The organism is Ralstonia sp. 22111, assembly GCF_052045895.1.
In the GTDB taxonomy this organism is placed as follows: domain Bacteria; phylum Pseudomonadota; class Gammaproteobacteria; order Burkholderiales; family Burkholderiaceae; genus Ralstonia; species Ralstonia wenshanensis.
In genome coordinates, this window is the sequence record NZ_JBQEPR010000001.1 from 1127904 (window position 1) to 1143590 (window position 15687).

Sequence of the window (15687 nt, forward strand, 5' to 3'; positions counted from 1 at the left end):
TCCGCGGGGCAGGTCCCGCAGGCGCGTGTGCCGAAAAGAAAAAACCCCAACCGAGAACGGTTGGGGTTTTGCATTTGGTGGAGCCGGCGGGAATCGAACCCGCGTCCGCAAGCCCTCCACAGAGAGTTCTACATACTTAGTTCTGTCATTTGATTTAACCGCCGCATCGCGGACGAACACGCTCTACGACGGCGATTCACTAAGTTTTCGTCTCTAGGCCCGTGACTCACCTAGAGCTTATCTGACGTAAATGACCTCGCTAGTCTTTCGACCCTAGCCCGTCAGCGAGCCAGTGCGAGGACGGCGGCCCTTAGGCTGCCAGTGCGTAACGTTCGTCGTTAGCAGTTATTGCATTCCCATTGATTAACGAGGTGACGGGTCCTCGGTATGCCCTCACTGCTTCGCAACCCACGTCGAAACCAGGTCGGCCCCAGAGAAGAAGAGAATTATCCCACAGATGGGTTACTTCAGCGCGAAATCAACCCGTGTCGTCTTACCTTTGTCCTTGATGCCATCGGCACTGAGCTTGGGCGCTACCACGAAGAGACGTCCAGGCTCCACACGTTCTGCCAGCGCCACATGGACGGCGTTGGCACGGCGCTGGGCGAGTTCCCGCAGGTCAGCATCCGTCACTTGCACGTTGGTTTCCATCAGCTTGCGCATCTCGTCGGGCGGCAACGATTTCGCAAGCCCGATCACGTTGCGCGGTTTGGGGAACTTGGCGGCCTTGTAGGCGCGTTCAAGATACTTGTTTTCCTCTTCCGGCTTGACCGTTGTGTCTGCCTCAGCAGCGTCGCCGGCGTCCTTGAGCTTCTGCTCGCGAATCTGACGATTCACCGCCTCCCGGCGCAGGCCGTCGCGGTCGAACTCCGGATCGACGCGGCCGATGATGTCGACCTTCAGTGCCGGGCGGTCCTTCAGCGCAGTGGCGAGCTTGTCGAGCTTGGCCGCCGATGCCTGGCTGATGTCCGACGTGCCCGGATCGAATTCGATGTAGCCGAGTTCTTCGCCGCCGCTGCCGCCGAACGCACTCGCCAGCAACGAGAACGGCGCCGTCACGGCACGTGCGATGAGGTTCACGAACGCGCGCAGGATGACGCCGCCGATGCTGAACTGCGGATCATCGAGCGAGCCTGACACCGGCACGCGCACGTCGATCTCGCCGCGCGAATTCTTCAGCAGGGCCACCGCCAGTCGCACGGGCAAATTGGTGGCGTCCTTGCTTTCTACACGGTCGCCGAAGGTCAGCTGGTCGATGAAGATATGGTTGTCGGCGGTCAGCTTGCCCTGGTCGAGCAAGTAGTGCAGATCCATCGTCAGCTTGCCCTTGGTGATCGGGTAGCCGGCGTATTTGGCGGAGTAGGGCGTGAGGTTGGTCAGCTCGACGCCGTCGGCCTTGGCTGTGAGATCCACAAAGGCCGTGGGGGCGAGCGGGTTGACCTTGCCGTGGATATCTACCGGTGCCGTGCCGTCGACACTGCCGCGCAGCGTCACTTCCGCGGGTGTCTGGTTGGCGGCGGTGCTGATCGTGCCAATGGAGCCGCCGATGGCCGTAAGGTTGGCGGTGTAGTTCGGTTTGACGAAGTTGTCAGTGAAGCGGATGTTCCCGTCCTGCAGCGTGATGGCGTCAACGCGCAGGTCTGCGCCGCCGGCCTTGGGTGCGGGCGCGGTGGCTGTTACGGTGACAGCCGATGCAGGCGCCGAAGCCACCACGGGTGCGGCTGCCGGGGCGGAAGCTGCAGCGCCCGATGCCGATGCAGGTTCGCTCTGGGTCAGCGAGCGTCGCTCCTCGGTCGGCTGCACGCGGATATCTTGCAGGTTCAGGCGCCCATTCGGGTTGATGATGATCCGCGCGTAAAACGTCGATAGTGCCACCGCGCCCACACGCACATGCGGCGTGGCGCCGTCATAGTTGGCCTGGATGCGGTTGAGCGCGAGCGAGCGCCAGCGCAGGAAGTCGTCGGAACTCACGCGATCTTGCAGGCGCACGTTGCCCAGCGTCGCGTTGCCCTGGTAGTTCACGGTCAGCGCTTTGCCCTGGTTGAGGACGAGGCGCCCGTCCATCGATAGCAACGCGCTGGTAATCGCCGCGTTCAACGACTTGTCCAGATACGGGTCAAAACCCGCGAGTGACAGGTTCTGCGAGTTAACGCGCAGGTCGGCCTTCAGCGGCTGCGGTACCACCTCGCCGCGTACATCGAGCTTGCCCTTGGTACCCAGCCCCGCACCGATCTGCACGTTGACGGGTTTGCCCAGGTCGGAGGACGCGTTCTGCACGACCACGTTCAGCGGCTCGACACGTACCTTGACCGGGCGCGAATTGGATTGGTCTTCAAAGCCGACGGCACTGTTGTCCAGCTTCAGCGTTTGCACCGTCACAGCCCAGGGTTTTTCGGCCGGGGCGTTCGATTTTGCGCTGGACTTGGCCGGCGCCGCCGATTTGCCCGCTGCCGTTTGAGGACCGTCGAGCAGCGTCAACGTGGTCGTACCGTCCTTCTTGCGCAGTGCGTCGATCTGCAGCCCGTCGGCGCGTACTTCGTTCAGTGCGATGGTGCGGGCGCTCAGGTCAAAGCTCTTTACATCCGCGCGCAGCAGCTTGGCGCGCAGCGCAGTGTCTTTGCCCGTGGATGGCGCCAGCGACAGATCGGCCAGGCTGGCGGTCAGCGGTTCCGCACGCACGTTGAATTTGTCAGGCCCGAAGTCGAGCGCCACCTTGCCGTCGGCCGACAGCGCGCCGTTCTGCAATTGCGGTGCGCCCGCCTGGCGCAGATACGGGCCGATGCCGGCCAGCTTCACGCCATCCAGTTTCAGCTCCAGCTCGCCGGTGCTTTTCTCCAGCAATATGCTGCCCTTAACATTGAGCGCGCCGCCTTGCGCCAGCTTGGCGCCCACATCAAGCGTGGTCGGGCCGCCCAACGTGCGCACGCCAAAGTCACCGTGGAGGTCTTCCAGTGTCAGGTCGGCAGCCGGCTGCGTGGTCGAATCTCGCCAATGGACCGTGCTGTTCGCCAGTTGCAGCTTGCTGACCACCACATCCAAGGGCTTCGGCTTGGCGGCCGGCGCAGGCTCTGCCTTGGCAGCATTCGCTTCGGCAGGTACGGGTTTGCCGCCGAGTTGCGCGAAATTGATCGCTCCATCTGTACCACGCGTGGCATCGACGCGTACGCCATCCAGCGTCAGCGTATCGAGGTGGAATACGTTGTCGAGCGGGCGCACGTCGGCAAGTGTTGCGCGCACCTGTTTGGCAGCCACCAGTGGCGCTTTCTTGGCATCCACCACCTCCAGGTTGTCGAGGCCGGCTGTGCCGTGCACGCGCAGTACCGGAGCACCGGTCTTCGGCTTCTGGAACTCGATCGTCAGGTCGGTCGTCAGCTTGCCTTGCGGCACCGCCACCGGCAGTGGGCCGGGCACGTAGCCGAGGTAGCGGGGCAGATCGAGACCATCGATCTTGACGTTGAGGTTGGATTCGAGCGAATCGGCAAATGGCTTTGTCTTGCCCGCAAAATGCAGCGGTGCGCCATCGATGCGCGCTGCCAGCAGCGGTTGCACGAAGATGTCCACATCGGCTGGCAGGCTCGCCAGGAAAGGCACGCCGATTTGCAGGCCATCCACCTTGTGTTCCGTACCGAGCGGCTGGTCGACAAAATCGATCGCGCCGTTGGCCAACTGCAGATTGGCAAAGACGAAGCGCGCCGGCTCGTTCGACTTGGGCTTGGGTGGGTTCGCCGGCTGGCTTAGCCTGTCGACGATGTCGGAGAAGTTGAAGCGCTGTTCGGCGGTGCGCACGATACGCACCTGCGGCGCCTCGATGCTGAGCTCTTCAATGACGGGCGCGCGGCGGAAGATCGAACTCCACGACGCGTTCACATGCAGATGGCCGACGTCGACGAACGGCGTCTTGCCGTCGCGCTCGGCAATGTGGAGCTGGTCAACATCAAGCCGCAGCGTGTATGGGTTGATACTGATCTTGCCGACCGAAACCGGCCGTTCCAGCAGCGTACTGAGTTGCGTTTGCGCCAGGTGTCGCAGCAGCGGCGGGCCACCGAATGCGCCCAGCAGCCCGAATGCCACCAAGAAGATCAGCACGCCGATCGCGGTGCGCTTGGTGCGTCGCGATGTACCAACCTGAGCCGCGCGTTGCCAGCCTGCCGTACCGCGCACGCGATCAAGCCGCGCGCGCCAGCCATTGGTATTCGATTGCAGATCAGGGCGCGAATCGGGGGAGGTGCTCATGCTGGTGTCGGTCCGGCCATGGCGTGGCCTACTTCGTCAGTCGGTCGACCGCCACGTCCCCGATGGGAGGCGGCGGTCCTGAAAGGTGCGACGCCCAGGCATTCACCTGGGCATCGTGGTCAAGCGCGTTGCGATTCGAGCAACAGCGGAATCAGCTCGGCCGCGCTGGCAATCAGCGCATCGGCGCGCCATTCCACGGGCGATGGTCCATTACCACAATAGCCGTAACTGGCCGCAATGGTAGGCATGCCGGCAGCACGGCCGGCTTCGATATCGCGAAGGTCATCGCCCACGTAGACGATCTGCCGTGCATTGACGCCGATGGATTCGGCCGCATGGAGCAGCGGGGCGGGGTGGGGCTTGGCATGCGGCGTGGTGTCGCCCGCGACGACACAGGCTGGCGGCACCGGCAACGGCAACTGCGCAACCAGCGGAACCGTCAAGCGCTCCGACTTGTTGGTGACGATGCCCCAGGGAATGCCTGCGCGGCCCAGTTCCAGCAGCACGTCGGCCATGCCTGGAAACAACCGCGTGCGCACGCAGATCTCCGCCTCGTAGTTGGCGAGAAACGCCAGCCGTAGGGATTCGAATTCCGCATCCTCGGGCCCAACGCCGAACGCCACGCCAATCAGCCCGCGGGCACCATGCGAGGCAACCGGGCGGAGCGCTTCGTAGTCCACCGGTTCGAGGCCGCGGTCGGTGCGCACCTTGTTGGCCGCCGCGGCCAGATCAGGGGCCGTGTCAGCAAGCGTGCCGTCCAGGTCGAACAGCACCGCGCCCAGCGGATCGGGGAACTGGCGCACCGTCATGCCTCGGCCGGACGGCGCGTCGCCATCAGGTAGTTGACGCTGGTGTCCTGCGTAAGGGCGTAGCGGCCGGTGAGCGGGTTGTATTCCAGCCCGCGCATCTCTTGAGCCTGCAGGCCGGCCCCGCGTACGAACGCGCTCAGCTCTGAGGGGCGAATGAACTTGGCGTAATCATGCGTGCCGCGCGGCAGCATGTTGAGGACATACTCCGCGCCAATGACCGCCAGCAGATACGCCTTGGCGTTCCGGTGGATGGTCGAAAAAAATACGTAACCGCCCGGCTTCACCAATGTCGCGCACGCGCGAACAACGGATGCCGGATCCGGCACATGTTCGAGCATCTCCATGCAAGTAACGACATCGAAGCTACCCGGCTCGCGTGCGGCCAGCGCTTCCGCGGCGATCTCCTCGTAATCGACGGTAACGCCCGCCTCGAGGCTGTGCAGGTCTGCAACACGCAATGCTTTGCGGGACAGATCGATGCCTTTGACGTTAGCGCCGGCACGCGCCATGCTCTCTGAGAGGATGCCGCCGCCGCAACCGACGTCTACGACGCGCTTGCCAACCAGCGGCGCAATCGACTGAATCCAGTCAAGGCGCAGCGGATTGATTTCGTGGAGGGGTTTGAACTCGCTGTTCGGATCCCACCAGCGGTGGGCGAGTTCGCTGAATTTTTCGAGTTCGCCGGGATCGGCGTTCGCGTGATTGGTCGTCATGTTGCGCTGCGCCAGGGCATATCGGCTAGGTGAGGAAATGTACCAAAAAGCATCGCCCCGACCAAATTATGGGGTTCGCAAAAAGGTTTCACATTGAAACAGAGGTGAACAAATGCGCATGCACTTCCTCCAACTGTCACCTTCGCTCAAGGAGAGATCAATGAAATCCAAACATATTCTGATGGGACTGGGTGTTGCGGGCCTGACAGTGCTGGCGGGCTGCGCCGCGCCCGGTTACGGCGGTGGCTATAACGGTGGGTATGCTCAGCAGCCCGCCTATGGCCAACAACCGGCTTATAGCGGGCAGCCGCAGCAAACGGGCGCCCTTTACGGCCGGGTCGAATCGATCCAGCCGATGCAGGCCCCGGCAAATAGCCCGGGCATTTTGGGCACGATCATCGGCGGTGTGGCCGGCGGCATTCTGGGTCATCAGGTTGGCGGCGGTACGGGCAACACAGTCGCGACTATTGGTGGCGCAGCACTCGGTGCCTATGCGGGCAACCAGGTCGAACAGCGCGCCGGAGCGGGTGGGCAAACGGTGTACCGGATCACCGTGCGCCTGGACGATGGTCGCGTCGCCACCGTGACCCAGCGAAACCCGAACAATCTGCGCGTTGGCGATCGCGCCATGGTTGCTAACGACCAGGCGACACCTTCCTATCAATAAGAAGGGCGGCCATGAGAAGAGGGGCATCGGGTGCCCCAAACAAAAAAGCGATGGCGCATCTGGCGTCATCGCTTTTTTAGTGCCCTTTCCGCAGCAGCCCAGAGGAGGGCGTTTGCCGGTGTACAGGCGAAAAAAAAGCCCAGCTTTCGCTGGGCTTTTTCCCGGTGTGAACCGAATTACTGAGCCTTGCGGGTGCCGACCACTTCGACGTCCACGCGGCGGTTCGGTTGCTGGCAGGCGATTTGTGCCTTGCGCGAACCCTTGCACGACTTCGGATCAACCTTCAGCTGGCGCTTGCCCTTGCCTTCCGTGTAGACACGGTTGGCTTCGATGCCCTTGCTGACCAGATAGCCCTTGACGGCTTCAGCACGACGGACCGACAGGCGGTCGTTGTACTTGTCCGAGCCGAACGAGTCGGTGTGGCCAACGGCGATCACGACTTCCAGGTTGATGCCCTTCAGCTTCGAGACCAGGTCGTCCAGCTTGGCCTTGCCTTCCGGCTTCAGCACAGCCTTGTCGAAATCGAACAGGGTGTCAGCAGCGAACGTAACCTTTTCGCTCGACACAACCGGGGCAGCCGGAGCAGCCGGAGCAGCCGTCGGAGCAGCAGCCGGAGCCAGAGCGCCGTCGCACTGAGCGTTGGCGGTTGCCGGCGTCCAGAAGCCATTGCGCCAGCACAGTTCGTTCGTGCCGTTCTTCCAGACCCACTCGCTCGTGCCGTTACCCCAGTTGTCGTTGACGGCCTTCTTTTCGTAGGGCACCGACTGAGCGTAAGCGGACGCAGCCATGGCTACCGCAGCTGCAGCGAACGCGAGCTTGGCAAATTTTTTCATATTTCTCCTCTCAGGATGAGATCACCGCAGAAGACTGCGAGCAGATGGGACGAAAACAAGTCATACATTCTTCGGAGTATAACATTCTCGGTGTGGTGAAGGCTCCACTTCGAACAATGTCTGCCTCTTCGCTGGGGGATTGTGCCACAAGCACGCACTCCTAAAAAGCAAATATAAGCGATTCGAACGGGGCACCACGGCCTTGTGGTGTGTACGCAACAAGGCAGGAAATGGCTCGCAAACCCTTATGGGGACTGGCTCGCCGGTTTTGTCCGCGCTCGCAGGGAACGTGCCTGGGGTTGACGATGCGTCGCTCGCGCGTATGAGGGGAGGGGGCTTGCGGCATGGTAAAATGTTCTGTTATTCGCGCAACCGCAGCGTCCCGCTGTGGGCACCACTGTGCTCACTAGGGGACCTCCCACCGTTCGCCCAATGGATCAATTCGCCAAAGAGACACTCCCGGTATCGCTCGAAGAAGAAATGCGCAGCTCGTACCTCGCTTACGCCATGAGCGTGATCGTAGGTCGCGCCCTTCCAGATGTGCGGGATGGTCTCAAGCCGGTGCATCGTCGTGCGTTGTACTCGATGCACGAGCTGAACAACGACTGGAATCGCCCCTATAAGAAGTCCGCCCGTATCGTCGGGGATGTGATCGGTAAGTATCACCCCCACGGCGACACTGCTGTATACGACACCATCGTGCGGATGGCGCAGAACTTCTCTCTGCGCTACATGCTGGTCGACGGCCAAGGCAACTTCGGCTCGGTCGACGGCGACAACGCCGCGGCGATGCGTTACACCGAAATCCGCCTGTCGAAGATCGCCCACGAACTGCTGGCCGACCTCGACAAGGAAACGGTCAATTTCGAGCCGAACTACGACGGCTCCGAAACTGAACCATCGGTTCTGCCGGCTCGCATTCCCAACCTGCTGATCAACGGGTCGTCCGGGATCGCGGTGGGTATGGCGACGAACATTCCGCCGCACAATCTGAATGAAGTCGTCGATGGTTGCCTGCACTTGTTGCGCAACCCGGAAGCGACCGTCGACGAGCTGATCGAGCTGATTCCGGCGCCGGATTTCCCGACGGCGGGCATCATCTACGGCATTTCGGGCGTCCGTGAGGGCTATCGCACCGGCCGCGGCCGCGTCGTGATGCGCGCCAAGACGCACTTCGAGGATATCGATCGCGGCCAGCGTCAAGCGATCATCGTCGACGAGCTGCCGTATCAAGTTAACAAGCGCACGCTGCTCGAGCGTATTGCCGAGCTGGTCACCGAAAAGCGCATCGAAGGCATTTCCGACATTCGCGACGAGTCTGACAAGTCCGGCATGCGCGTGGTGATCGAACTCAAGCGCGGCGAAGTGCCGGAGGTTGTGCTCAACAACCTCTATAAGAATACGCAGCTGCAGGATACGTTCGGCATGAACATGGTGGCGCTGGTCGACGGCCAGCCGCGTCTGCTGAACCTGCGTCAGATGCTGGAGTGCTTCCTGCTGCACCGCCGCGAGGTGGTGACGCGCCGCACCGTATTTGATCTGCGCAAGGCGCGCGAGCGTGGTCACATCCTGGAAGGTCTGGCGGTTGCGCTGGCCAACATCGATGAGTTCATCGCAATCATCAAGGCTGCCCCGACCCCGCCGGTCGCCAAGGCTGAGTTGATGAACCGTAGCTGGGATTCGGGTCTTGTGCGCGACATGCTCGTTCGCGCGGAGAGCGAAACCTCCGGCGGCGGTGCTGCGTATCGCCCGGAAGGACTGTTGCCCGTCTTTGGTATGCAGGCCGATGGCCTGTACAAGCTGTCGGACACGCAAGCGCAGGAAATCCTGCAGATGCGCCTGCAACGCCTCACCGGGCTGGAACAGGACAAGATCGTCCAGGAATACCGCGAAGTGATGGCACAGATCGCCGATCTGCTGGACATCCTGGCGCGGCCAGAGCGCATTACCGCCATCATCGTCGAGGAACTCACCGCGATCCGCGCCGAGTTTGGCGATGAGCGTCGCTCGCAGATCGAGCACAATGCGACCGAGTTGGACACAGAAGACCTCATTACGCCGCAAGATCTCGTGGTGACGTTGTCACACAGCGGCTATATGAAGAGCCAGCCGATTTCCGAATACCGTGCGCAGAAGCGTGGCGGTCGTGGCAAGCAAGCTGCCGCGACGAAGGAAGACGACTGGATCGACACGCTATTTGTCGCCAACACGCACGACTACATCCTTTGCTTCTCGAATCGCGGCCGTCTGTATTGGCTGAAGGTCTGGGAGGTGCCGCAAGGCAGCCGTAACTCGCGCGGTCGTCCGATCGTCAATATGTTCCCGCTGTCGCCGGGCGAGAAGATCAACGTGATCCTTCCGGTGAAGCAGTTCGATGAGCAGCATTTCGTGTTCATGGCGACTTCCAAGGGGACAGTCAAGAAGACGGCGCTGACGGATTTCTCGAACCCGCGCAAGGCCGGCATCATCGCGGTGGATCTTGACGAGGGCGATTTCCTGATCGGCGCGGACATTACCGATGGTCAGCACGACGTGATGCTGTTCTCAGACGCCGGCAAGGCGGTGCGCTTCGATGAAAACGATGTGCGCCCGATGGGTCGCCAAGCGCGCGGCGTTCGCGGTATGAACCTGGAAGAGGGCCAGCAGGTGATTGCCATGCTGGTCGCGCCGGCAGAAACCGAGGGCGAAGGTGCCCAGTCGGTGGTCGGTAGTGTGCTGACCGCCACCGAAAACGGCTACGGCAAGCGCACGCCGATCTCGGAATACACCCGACATGGTCGTGGCACGAAGGGCATGATCGCCATCCAGACCTCCGAGCGTAACGGCAAGGTGGTGGCGGCTGCCCTGGTGGCACCGGAAGACGAAATCATGCTGATCACGACGGGCGGTGTGCTGATCCGCACGCGCGTGGACGAGATCCGGGAAATGGGTCGCGCCACGCAGGGCGTCACGCTCATCTCAGTGGGTGAGGGCAACAAGCTGTCCGGGCTGCAACGTGTGATGGAATCCGATGCTGAAGGCGCCGATGGTGTCGAAGGCGCCGATGTGGCGGATGCCGCCCCGGGTGCCGATGCACAGGCGGATGACAGCACCGAGACATAATTGGAAACATCTTTTGCTTGCCGTTAGGCACAGTTCTGTCATGATGCCGGACCTGTGCGCGGCAGGGGCTTGGAACTTTTGCGTCACACGCCCGGCCTAAACGCAACGCTTATCTCAAGGGAGCAACAATGCACAAGAGTCTCAAACTCAAACATCTGATCGTGGTGGCTGGTTTCGCTCCGCTGTTTGCGTTCGCGCAGGCTGGCGACGCCGACAAGACGGCGGCCATCAAGGACTTGCTGACGACGATGAACGTCGATGCAGCCATCAAGGGTCAGGGTGAAGTGCTGGCCAACGGTGCCAAGCAGGAAGCCCCGCTGGTGCTGGAGCAGGCACTGGTCGAGAACAAGACTCTGAACGACAAGCAGAAGCAAGCCGCTGTCGACAAGCTGAAGAAGAATGGCGCCGTGCAGCGCATGACGGACGGTGCTGGCAAGGACTTCGACACGGAAGCCTTCCGCAAGGATGCTCTGCAAGCTCACTATGATTCGCTGGGCAAGTACTACTCGACCCAGGAAATCAAGGACTTGACCACGTTCCTGAAGACGCCGAGCGGCCAGAAGTTCATGGCCAACCAGGGCAAGGCCATGCAGGAAGTGTGGGGCAACGTGATGCAGAAGTACGGTCCGCAAGTCGGCAAGAAGATGCGCGACATGGCTGACAAGGAAGTTGCCGCTGCTGCGAAGTAATTGAGCCGCATAGGCAGACGATGGGGGCGCAATCCCCCTCGGGCTGTCAGTTGGTAGATAATGGCTGTTTGGGTTTGCGCCCAGACAGCCATTTTTCTTTTGCCCTTCGCCCTATGAACCAAGCGGATCGAGCCCTTCAAGCCAGCCAGGCGCGTGTGTACAACTTTTCGGCAGGTCCGGCGGTGTTGCCGCTCGAGGTGCTGGAACAGGCGAAAGAGGAGATGGTCTCCTGGCACGGCAGCGGCATGAGCGTGATGGAAATGAGCCATCGTGGCCGCGAGTTTGAAAGCATCCTGGCAGCGGCGTTCGGCGATTTGCGGCAGTTGCTGGCGGTGCCGGACAACTACGAAATCCTCTTCCTGCAAGGCGGCGCCATCGCCGAGAACGCCATTGTGCCGCTGAACCTGATGCGTCGGCTGTCGGCGGATGCACCGAAGGCTGACTACGTCGTCACCGGCACGTGGTCGGTCAAGTCGCAGCAGGAAGCGCGCAAGTACGGCGAGGTGAACATCGCTGCAACCAGCGAGGCTGAGCGCTTCCACAAGATCCCGGACGTATCGAGCTGGAAGCTGTCGTCAGACGCGGCCTACGTGCACCTGTGCACGAACGAAACCATTGTTGGTGTCGAGTATCAGGAGACGCCGGACGTCGGCCAAGCGCACGGGCGTGTGGTGGTGTCTGACGTGTCGAGCCACATCCTCTCGCGGCCGATCGACTGGAACGGCTATCAGGTCCTGTACGGTGGCGCGCAGAAAAACATCGGCCCCGCTGGCTTGACGATTGCCATCGTTCGCAAAGACCTTCTCGGTCACGCGCACCCGCTGTGCCCGTCGGCATTCAACTGGCGTCTCGTGGCCGAGAACGGCTCGATGTACAACACGCCGCCCACCTACGCCATCTACATCGCGGGGCTCGTGTTTCAGTGGATCAAGCGCCAGGGCGGGGTCGAGGCGCTGGAGACGCGCAACATCATCAAGTCGAAGATGCTGTACGACTTTATTGACGCCAGCAGCTTCTACCGCAACGAGATCCATCCGACGTGCCGGTCGCGCATGAACGTGCCGTTCTTCCTTAACGACGAATCCCGCAACGAGGCCTTCCTCACGCAGGCGCGCGAGCGCGGGTTGGTGCAGCTCAAGGGCCACAAGTCCGTGGGCGGCATGCGGGCGAGCATCTACAACGCGATGCCGCTGGAAGGCGTAGAGGCGCTGGTCGACTTCATGCGTGAGTTTGAGAGAGTGTCCGCGTAAGGCTGATCCTCGATCACGGCAGAACATTGCGCGAAGCGCCCGCTTCGCGCGGCAATTTGCAATCCGTTGCCGAACCCGATTCCTACAATGACCAGTCAGTCAGACGATACGAAGCAAAACAAGGACGCCGCATTGGCGGCGGAGCTTGCGCCGTTGCGCACGCAGATCGACGCCATCGACAATCAGCTGCTTACGCTGCTCTCGGACCGCGCCAGGGTGGCGCAGGAAGTGGGCGAGGTGAAGAAGCGCTATTCGTCGCCGGCGTTCCGGCCGGACCGCGAATTGCAGGTCATCCGCAAGATGCAGTCGGGCAATCAAGGGCCTCTGCACGACGAGAGCATCGCTGCCATCTGGCGCGAGGTGATGTCCGCTTGCCGTGGTCTGGAACAGGCCCTGCGCATCGGCTACCTCGGCCCGGCGGGCACGTTCTCGGAGCAGGCGGTAATCGCGCATTTCGGCCACGAGATCCAGCCGATGCCGTGCCCGAGCATCGACGAAGTGTTTCGTGCGGCAGAGTCCGGCACGGTCGATTGCGGTGTGGTGCCGGTCGAAAATTCGACGGAAGGCGTGGTGTCGCGCACGCTCGATCTGTTCTTGCAGACGTCGTTGAAGATCAGCGGCGAGATTGCGCTGCGAGTGCACCATAACTTGTTGCACAAGACGGGCGACATGTCGCAGGTGAAGGTGGTGCGCGCGCACGCGCAGGCGCTGGCGCAGTGCCAACGGTGGTTGAACACCAACTATCCGAATCTGCCGCGTGAGGCCGTGTCGAGCAACGCCGAGGCAGCGCGCATGGCGGGGGAGGACGAAACCGTCGCCGCGCTGGCAAGCGTGCAGGCGGCAAACCGCTACGGCTTGCACGTGGTGCGTGCCAATGTGGAAGACGATCCGCATAACCGCACGCGCTTTGTCGTGATCGGCAACTACGAGACGGAGCCGAGTGGACGCGATCAGACATCGTTGATCCTGTCGGTGCCGAACGAGGCCGGCGCTGTCTACAAGCTGCTGGCGCCGTTGGCGGAGAACGGCGTGTCGATGTGTCGCTTCGAGTCGCGCCCGGCGCGCAGTGGCGCGTGGGAGTACTACTTCTACGTCGATGTGGAAGGCCATCAGCGTGACCCGCAGGTAGCGCGCGCGCTGGAAAAGCTGCGTCACGACGCGGCGTATTTCAAAGTGTTGGGGTCCTATCCCTCGGCACATTGAGGGATTCAAGACGCTCTGCACGGGCAGGGCGTCGATAACAGAGGAGCACCCCATGTCTTTGCAGTTCGGCCCCGAGTATGTCCGTGCCATCGCCCCTTATGTGGCAGGCAAGCCGATTTCGGAAGTGGCACGCGAGTTCGGCCTCGATGCGGCGCGCATCGTCAAGCTGGCGTCCAACGAAAACCCGCTGGGCATGCCGCAGTCGGCCAAGAACGCGATGGCCTCGGCCATTGAGGAACTGGCACGCTATCCGGACGCCAACGGCTTCAGCCTGAAGGCGGCGCTGCATGCCAAGTTTGGCGTGCCGGAAGCATGGATCACGCTCGGCAACGGCAGCAATGACATCCTCGAGCTGGCAGCTCGCGCGCTGGTACCGCCGGGGCAGGCTGTGATGTATGCGCAGCACTCTTTTGCCGTGTATGCGCTTGCGGCGCAGGAGGTGGGTGCGCGCGCCATCGAGGTGCCGGCCCGCGATTACGGCCACGATCTCGACGCGATGGCCGCTGCAATCACGCCGGACACGCGCCTGATCTACATCGCCAACCCGAACAACCCGACTGGCACATTCCTGTCCGCCGATGACATTGCGGCGTTCCTCGCCAAGGTGCCGCCGACGGTCGTTGTCGTGCTGGACGAGGCGTACAACGAGTTCCTCAAGTCGGAGCAGCAGTACGACTCCACTGCATGGGTGCGCCAGTATCCGAACCTGCTCGTGTCGCGGACGTTCTCCAAGGCTTACGGACTGGCAGGCTTGCGTGTCGGCTATGGCATTGCGCAGCCGCAGTTGACTGATCTGCTCAACCGCATCCGCCAGCCGTTCAACGTCAACAGTCTGGCGCAGGCCGCAGCTGTGGCGGCGCTCAATGACGCGCAATTCCTGCAGCAATCGGCTGAACTGAACGCCGCCGGCTACGTGCAGTTGACAGACGCATTCGATCGGTTGGGTCTTCAGTACGTGCCGTCCTCGGGCAATTTTGTGCTGGTGCGCGTGGGCGATGACACGGGCGCCGGTGCGCGCGTGAACGTTGCGTTGCTCAAGCAGGGCGTGATCGTGCGTCCGGTCGGCAACTACGGCTTGCCGCAGTGGCTGCGCATCAGCATCGGCTTGCCGGAAGAGAACGCCACATTCATCGACGCACTGGAGACGGTGCTGGCGCAGGAAAAAGCTGCCGCGTAACTTCCGTAGCAACCGCCGTAGCGCCCTGTTTCCGGCATCGGGCCCTGCGCACATCGGGCTACAATGCCGCTTTGCTTTTTTCTGGCAGGGCGGTGTTGTGGCCTCTTCTTTTTCCAGTTCCCGGTTGGTGATTGTCGGCGTAGGCCTGATTGGCGGTTCGCTGGCGCTGGGGTTGCGTCGTGCGGGTGTGGTTGGGCATGTCATCGGCGTGGGGCGATCGGCCGCGTCGCTTGAGACGGCGGTCCGCCTGGGCGTGATCGACGAAGCCCTGCCGATGGAAGAGGCCGTGCGCGGTGCCGACATGGTTGTGCTGTGTGCACCCGTCGCGCAGACGCTGCCGTTGCTGCTCGCCATGCAACCGCACCTGGGCCCCGACACCATCGTCACGGATGCCGGTAGCACCAAGTCCGACGTCATCATGGCCGCCAAGACTGCGCTGGGCGACCAGGTCAGCCAGTTCGTGCCGGCCCATCCGATTGCCGGCCGTGAGTTGAACGGCGTGGAGGCTGCGCTGGCCGATCTCTATGTCGGCAAAAAGACCGTGCTGTGCCCCCTGCAGGAAAACCGCCGCAGCGATGTTGCCCGTGTGCAGGCGATGTGGGAAGCCGCGGGCGCGCATTGCCACATCATGTCGGCCGTGCAGCACGATGCCGTGTTCGCCGCCGTTAGCCACCTGCCGCACGTGCTGTCGTACGCACTGGTCGCGCAGATTATCAATGCCGAAGACGGTGCACTCAAACTCGATTTTGCCGGCGGTGGTTTCCGCGACTTCACGCGCATCGCTGCATCGTCACCCGAAATGTGGCGTGACATCTGCCTGTCGAATCGCGAAGCGCTGTTGCGTGAACTCACGACCTACGAGGCGGTGATCGGCCGCATGAAAGCAATGATTGCAGAGCGCGACGGCGCAGCGCTTGAGCGCGTGTTCCGCCGGGCCAGCGAAGCGCGCCTCGCGTGGCCGCAACGGGTCGCACCCGGCAATGCTGCGGATGCGCAATCCGAATAACGTTT

Annotated in this window: 11 protein-coding genes and 1 other RNA gene; 7 read left to right on the plus strand and 5 right to left on the minus strand. The window is 62.2% G+C overall.

Annotated features, from left to right (window positions below; genetic code table 11):
• Positions 1-75 precede the first annotated feature (75 nt).
• The 4 genes from ssrA to ubiG form a co-directional block, all read right to left on the minus strand.
• Positions 76-432: a transfer-messenger RNA gene (ssrA, locus tag ACTJK4_RS05295) on the minus strand.
• 30 nt (positions 433-462) lie between these two features.
• The gene (locus ACTJK4_RS05300; protein WP_440816567.1) at positions 463-4233 is read right to left on the minus strand and encodes a DUF748 domain-containing protein; all 3771 of its coding nucleotides are present in this window, start codon (positions 4231-4233) and stop codon (positions 463-465) included.
• Positions 4234-4352: 119 nt separating this feature from the next.
• Positions 4353-5042, minus strand: coding sequence for an HAD-IA family hydrolase (locus ACTJK4_RS05305; RefSeq protein ID WP_440816570.1), 690 nt, complete (start codon positions 5040-5042; stop codon positions 4353-4355).
• Positions 5039-5755: a bifunctional 2-polyprenyl-6-hydroxyphenol methylase/3-demethylubiquinol 3-O-methyltransferase UbiG gene (gene ubiG / locus ACTJK4_RS05310; protein ID WP_440816573.1), complete on the minus strand. Its 717-nt coding sequence runs from the start codon at positions 5753-5755 to the stop codon at positions 5039-5041. Before ubiG ends, ACTJK4_RS05305 begins: the two co-directional genes overlap by 4 nt.
• A gap of 160 nt (positions 5756-5915) precedes the next feature.
• Between ubiG and ACTJK4_RS05315 the strand changes: the two genes are divergently transcribed.
• Positions 5916-6422: a glycine zipper 2TM domain-containing protein gene (locus ACTJK4_RS05315; RefSeq protein WP_316868984.1), complete on the plus strand. Its 507-nt coding sequence runs from the start codon at positions 5916-5918 to the stop codon at positions 6420-6422.
• 176 nt (positions 6423-6598) lie between these two features.
• Here the strand turns inward: ACTJK4_RS05315 and ompA are convergent, their stop codons facing one another.
• Complete coding sequence (ompA, locus tag ACTJK4_RS05320; RefSeq protein WP_232042283.1) at positions 6599-7255, minus strand: outer membrane protein OmpA; 657 nt, start codon at positions 7253-7255, stop codon at positions 6599-6601.
• A gap of 432 nt (positions 7256-7687) precedes the next feature.
• On the opposite strand from ompA, the gene gyrA reads away from it, so the two are divergent.
• The 6 genes from gyrA (at position 7688) to ACTJK4_RS05350 (ending at position 15682) form a co-directional block, all read left to right on the plus strand.
• Positions 7688-10357, plus strand: a complete 2670-nt coding sequence (gyrA, locus tag ACTJK4_RS05325; protein WP_316878082.1) for a DNA gyrase subunit A — start codon at positions 7688-7690, stop codon at positions 10355-10357.
• Positions 10358-10485: 128 nt separating this feature from the next.
• A complete protein-coding gene (locus tag ACTJK4_RS05330) occupies positions 10486-11046 on the plus strand; it encodes a DUF2059 domain-containing protein (protein ID WP_012761551.1) in 561 nt (186 codons plus the stop codon).
• A gap of 113 nt (positions 11047-11159) precedes the next feature.
• A complete protein-coding gene (gene serC, locus ACTJK4_RS05335) occupies positions 11160-12296 on the plus strand; it encodes a 3-phosphoserine/phosphohydroxythreonine transaminase (RefSeq protein WP_232042286.1) in 1137 nt (378 codons plus the stop codon).
• An 87-nt stretch (positions 12297-12383) separates the two neighbouring features.
• Positions 12384-13499, plus strand: a complete 1116-nt coding sequence (pheA, locus tag ACTJK4_RS05340; protein ID WP_232042287.1) for a prephenate dehydratase — start codon at positions 12384-12386, stop codon at positions 13497-13499.
• A gap of 52 nt (positions 13500-13551) precedes the next feature.
• Positions 13552-14676, plus strand: a complete 1125-nt coding sequence (gene hisC / locus ACTJK4_RS05345; RefSeq protein ID WP_260802815.1) for a histidinol-phosphate transaminase — start codon at positions 13552-13554, stop codon at positions 14674-14676.
• Positions 14677-14773: 97 nt separating this feature from the next.
• Positions 14774-15682 (plus strand): prephenate dehydrogenase, encoded by a 909-nt coding sequence (locus tag ACTJK4_RS05350; RefSeq protein WP_316868615.1) that lies wholly within the window; start codon positions 14774-14776, stop codon positions 15680-15682.
• Positions 15683-15687 lie beyond the last annotated feature (5 nt).

What these genes read in the sequence shown, in the direction of transcription:
- ACTJK4_RS05300 (WP_440816567.1), bottom strand. Translation starts at nt 4,233, where the DNA reads ATGAGCACCTCCCCCGATTCGCGCCCTGATCTGCAATCGAATACCAAT.
- ACTJK4_RS05305 (WP_440816570.1), bottom strand. Translation starts at nt 5,042, where the DNA reads ATGACGGTGCGCCAGTTCCCCGATCCGCTGGGCGCGGTGCTGTTCGAC.
- ubiG (WP_440816573.1), bottom strand. Translation starts at nt 5,755, where the DNA reads ATGACGACCAATCACGCGAACGCCGATCCCGGCGAACTCGAAAAATTC.
- ACTJK4_RS05315 (WP_316868984.1), top strand. Translation starts at nt 5,916, where the DNA reads ATGAAATCCAAACATATTCTGATGGGACTGGGTGTTGCGGGCCTGACA.
- ompA (WP_232042283.1), bottom strand. Translation starts at nt 7,255, where the DNA reads ATGAAAAAATTTGCCAAGCTCGCGTTCGCTGCAGCTGCGGTAGCCATG.
- gyrA (WP_316878082.1), top strand. Translation starts at nt 7,688, where the DNA reads ATGGATCAATTCGCCAAAGAGACACTCCCGGTATCGCTCGAAGAAGAA.
- ACTJK4_RS05330 (WP_012761551.1), top strand. Translation starts at nt 10,486, where the DNA reads ATGCACAAGAGTCTCAAACTCAAACATCTGATCGTGGTGGCTGGTTTC.
- serC (WP_232042286.1), top strand. Translation starts at nt 11,160, where the DNA reads ATGAACCAAGCGGATCGAGCCCTTCAAGCCAGCCAGGCGCGTGTGTAC.
- pheA (WP_232042287.1), top strand. Translation starts at nt 12,384, where the DNA reads ATGACCAGTCAGTCAGACGATACGAAGCAAAACAAGGACGCCGCATTG.
- hisC (WP_260802815.1), top strand. Translation starts at nt 13,552, where the DNA reads ATGTCTTTGCAGTTCGGCCCCGAGTATGTCCGTGCCATCGCCCCTTAT.